Origin of the sequence: Streptomyces sp. NPDC018045 (assembly GCF_044327445.1) — a bacterium.
GTDB lineage: Bacteria > Actinomycetota > Actinomycetes > Streptomycetales > Streptomycetaceae > Streptomyces.
Genome location: NZ_JBIRFL010000076.1, coordinates 1 through 2,924 on the forward strand (window position 1 = coordinate 1; position 2,924 = coordinate 2,924).

Annotated in this window: 3 protein-coding genes and 1 pseudogene; 2 read left to right on the forward strand and 2 right to left on the reverse strand. The window is 64.8% G+C overall.

From position 1 onward, the window contains the following. Window positions 1–218 precede the first annotated feature (218 nt). Both ACH4EB_RS38615 and ACH4EB_RS38620 read left to right on the forward strand, forming a co-directional pair. Complete coding sequence (locus tag ACH4EB_RS38615) at window positions 219–671, forward strand: hypothetical protein (RefSeq protein ID WP_398353216.1); 453 nt, start codon at window positions 219–221, stop codon at window positions 669–671. Window positions 672–1,197: 526 nt separating this feature from the next. Further along, window positions 1,198–1,362 (forward strand): annotated as a pseudogene (locus ACH4EB_RS38620) (IS5/IS1182 family transposase); the annotation flags it as partial. 167 nt (window positions 1,363–1,529) lie between these two features. On the opposite strand, the gene ACH4EB_RS38625 reads toward ACH4EB_RS38620, so the two are convergent. Then, the gene (locus ACH4EB_RS38625) at window positions 1,530–2,123 is read right to left on the reverse strand and encodes an IS630 family transposase (RefSeq protein ID WP_398353220.1); all 594 of its coding nucleotides are present in this window, start codon (window positions 2,121–2,123) and stop codon (window positions 1,530–1,532) included. Then, window positions 2,054–2,689, reverse strand: coding sequence for a transposase (locus tag ACH4EB_RS38630; RefSeq protein ID WP_398353218.1), 636 nt, complete (start codon window positions 2,687–2,689; stop codon window positions 2,054–2,056). Before ACH4EB_RS38630 ends, ACH4EB_RS38625 begins: the two co-directional genes overlap by 70 nt. Window positions 2,690–2,924: the final 235 nt, after the last annotated feature.

Genomic DNA, 2,924 nt, shown 5'->3' on the forward strand with positions numbered 1-2,924 from the left:
GCCACCCGCTATGAGAAGACCGCCGAGTCCTACCAAGCAGCCGTCACCCTCGCATCGCTCCTGATGTGGGCGTGACATTTGAAGACAACTCCTAGCACGCGTCTTCTGGGTCAGCTTGGGGCCCAAAAGTGGTGCTATGGGGCTGGTTTGACACTTTGCTTGTCCATGTCAGCCTTGTAGGTTGACCGCGCTCTGTCCGACCGAAAAGGGAGAACCCTATGCCCGCAGGACGCGCCCTCAAGCGGTTAGGCACCGTCGCAGGCACCCTATCCGCCGCCCTGCTCCTCACCGTCACCCAGTCATCTGCCGCCAGCCCGGAAACTGAACGCGCAACCGACACGAAGGGCCCTTCCAACGTCTACCACTGGGAATGCACCCATTACGGCGGCACTGACGCCAAGGCCATTGGCTGCTTCTGGGATGACGGGGACTGGTTCATGATCGAAGATACGGGTCTGGACGGTCACTCCGCCGTCGTTGACTGGGAACTCCTTCGCGGCAGCAGCCGCTTTGGCGGCATCTTCAACGCCAGCGGCTTCGCAACCACTCGCTACAAGAACAAGAACTTCCCTGAAGGACTCACCCTCCGTTTCCGCGTATGCCTCGGGGACTGGGACACCAAAACGATCATTGCCGGTAAGTGCAGCCGGTGGATGACCAGGCAAACCTGAAACGCTGCGTCGTCCTTGCGCCGCGAGGTAAGCGGACAATCGTCACAGGCCCCGAAAGGCTGAGCGGGTGGAGTATCCGAGGGGACGACGCCAGTACGCGTAAGTCAGGAAACACGGCAGCCCGAAGCCGGCTTCAGCCGCTGGTGGGCTCCCGAGCCGCGACACCGGGCAAGCCCCCCGTTCGTTCCGTGACCCCATAGACGCATCAGCGCCGCGCAACGGGGCCGAACGGGGGCCCACATCCAACTATATCCCTGGCCGTGCAGCGGTCAGCGACGCTGTCACGCAACCAGATCAACACCTGATGGCCCGTCAAATAGCTGTGAAGCACGGGAACGGTAGCCCCCCGAGCCGTCCCGCCCAACCTTCGCTAGGCTGCGGCTAGAAACCCAATGAAGATGTTGGGCTGTTCTGGCCCTGGATCATGTGGTTCGGGGCCAGAGTTGTAGGCATGATGGGGCGGCCGCCCAGTGAGCCGGTCGGGCCTGATGTGTGGTCCGTGTGCCGGGAGATGATTCCTGCCGGGAGCGTGTTCGCGTTCTTGGCCGAACACCGGGAAGCGCTGTTTCCGGAGACGATGTTCGCGGACATGTATCCGTCCTTGGACGGCCGTCCGTCGGTGCCGCCGGGCGTGCTGGCCTGCGTGGTTGTGCTGCAGACCCTGTACGGCCTGTCGGATGTCGAGTCGGTCGGCCGCCGCCCTCAACCTCCGCCGACTGATCAACCTCGGGCTCGACCACCACAACGGCGCCTGGACCCTGACCCCGACCACCCCCTGACCAGGGGAAGGGGCTGCCTGGGCCGGCAACCGAACGGTCTTCTCCCAACATCTTCAATGGGCTTCTAGTGCTGGATTCCTCAAACGGTGTACGTGTATCGGTGCCGTAGTTGTCGGGTGGGTGGGGCGGGTCTTCCCCATATCCAGGGTTTGGCTCGGGCATTGAGCTGGGATGTTGCGAGGCGGGTGGCGTGTTCGATCTCGGGTGGTCCGGCGAAGGACTGGCCGGCAAGGGCGGCCTTGCGGAAGATGCGCCACCAGCCTTCCTGGAGGTTGAGCCAGCAGGCGCCGACGGGGATGAAGACGTGCCGGATTCTGGGATGGTCCTCCAGCCAGGTGCGGGTGGACAGGCTGTTGTGCGAGGACAGGTTGTCGGTGACGACGTAGATGTCCCCGGCTGGATTGGCAGCCTCAACCTTCTGAAGAAACTGCTGGTAGAAGGCACTGTTGCGGGAGGACGCGGCCATGGTCACCTGATGTCCGTCCCGCACGCGTAAAGCACCGTAGACCCAGGTCTTTTCCGGCCCGCGACCGTAGTCGACCTCGGATTTGATGCGGTGGCCGTCCGGCGACCAGCCCGGCGCGGGCGGGAACGTGCGGGGGATCACCGGTCCGAGCTCGTCGGCGCAGACGACCGTCGCACCCTCGGGCGGGCAGGTGTAGAGCTCGATGATCCTCGTCCTTTTCCCTCGAAGTCCGGATCCTTCGAGCGGGTCCAGGGCCGGGGGCGGCGCCAGCGCACCCCCTCGGCCAACAGGATCCGTCGGACCTGACTGCGGCCGACCTCAATACCCAGCCTCCCGGCCTCGGCGGCCAGCGCGTCCAGGGTCCACTCCGGCGCCCCGGACTCATCCTCCGCAGCCAGCTCACCGTCCGCCTGCACAGTCAGCCGGCCCGGCGCCAGCTGCTTGACCAGGCCGATGATCCTGGAGCGTTCCGACTCGGTGATCCGCCGCTTGCGGCCCTGCCCGCCCAGGCCCTCCAGTCCGTCCAGGCCTGAGCGGTTGAAGCGGTGCAACCAGCAACGGACTGTCTTGGGGCTGCACCTCAATTCGTCCGCGATGGCTGGCACCCGCTGCCCGGACCAGCTCAGCTCGACCATCCGTGCCCGCAGCACCAGATCACGCGGAGCCTTGCGCGCTCGCGACAGCCGACGTACGCCCCGCTCCTCGTTCTCGTCACGACTCTGCCGTGCCCGTAACACCACCGTGCAGCACCCGCCCCCAAGCACCCGAACCACCCCGCCAACAGGACATATACCCAGCGAAAGCGGAATCCAGCACTACTGAGGTTTTCATTAGTTCTGTGGGTGTGGGGGGCTGTGGTGGTGCGAAGATGCTGATGTGCCTTCCGAGCCTGCGTCTGTTGTTTCCGGAGTGCCCGTTCCACCGCTGACACGACCGCAGTTGGCCGAGGCTCGGCGTATGCGTGCGGTCGAGTTGTGCGAGCGAGGACGTCCTCAATCCGAGGTCGCA

Coding starts and splice junctions, on each gene's coding strand:
- ACH4EB_RS38615 (WP_398353216.1), top strand. CDS start 219: ATGCCCGCAGGACGCGCCCTCAAGCGGTTAGGCACCGTCGCAGGCACC.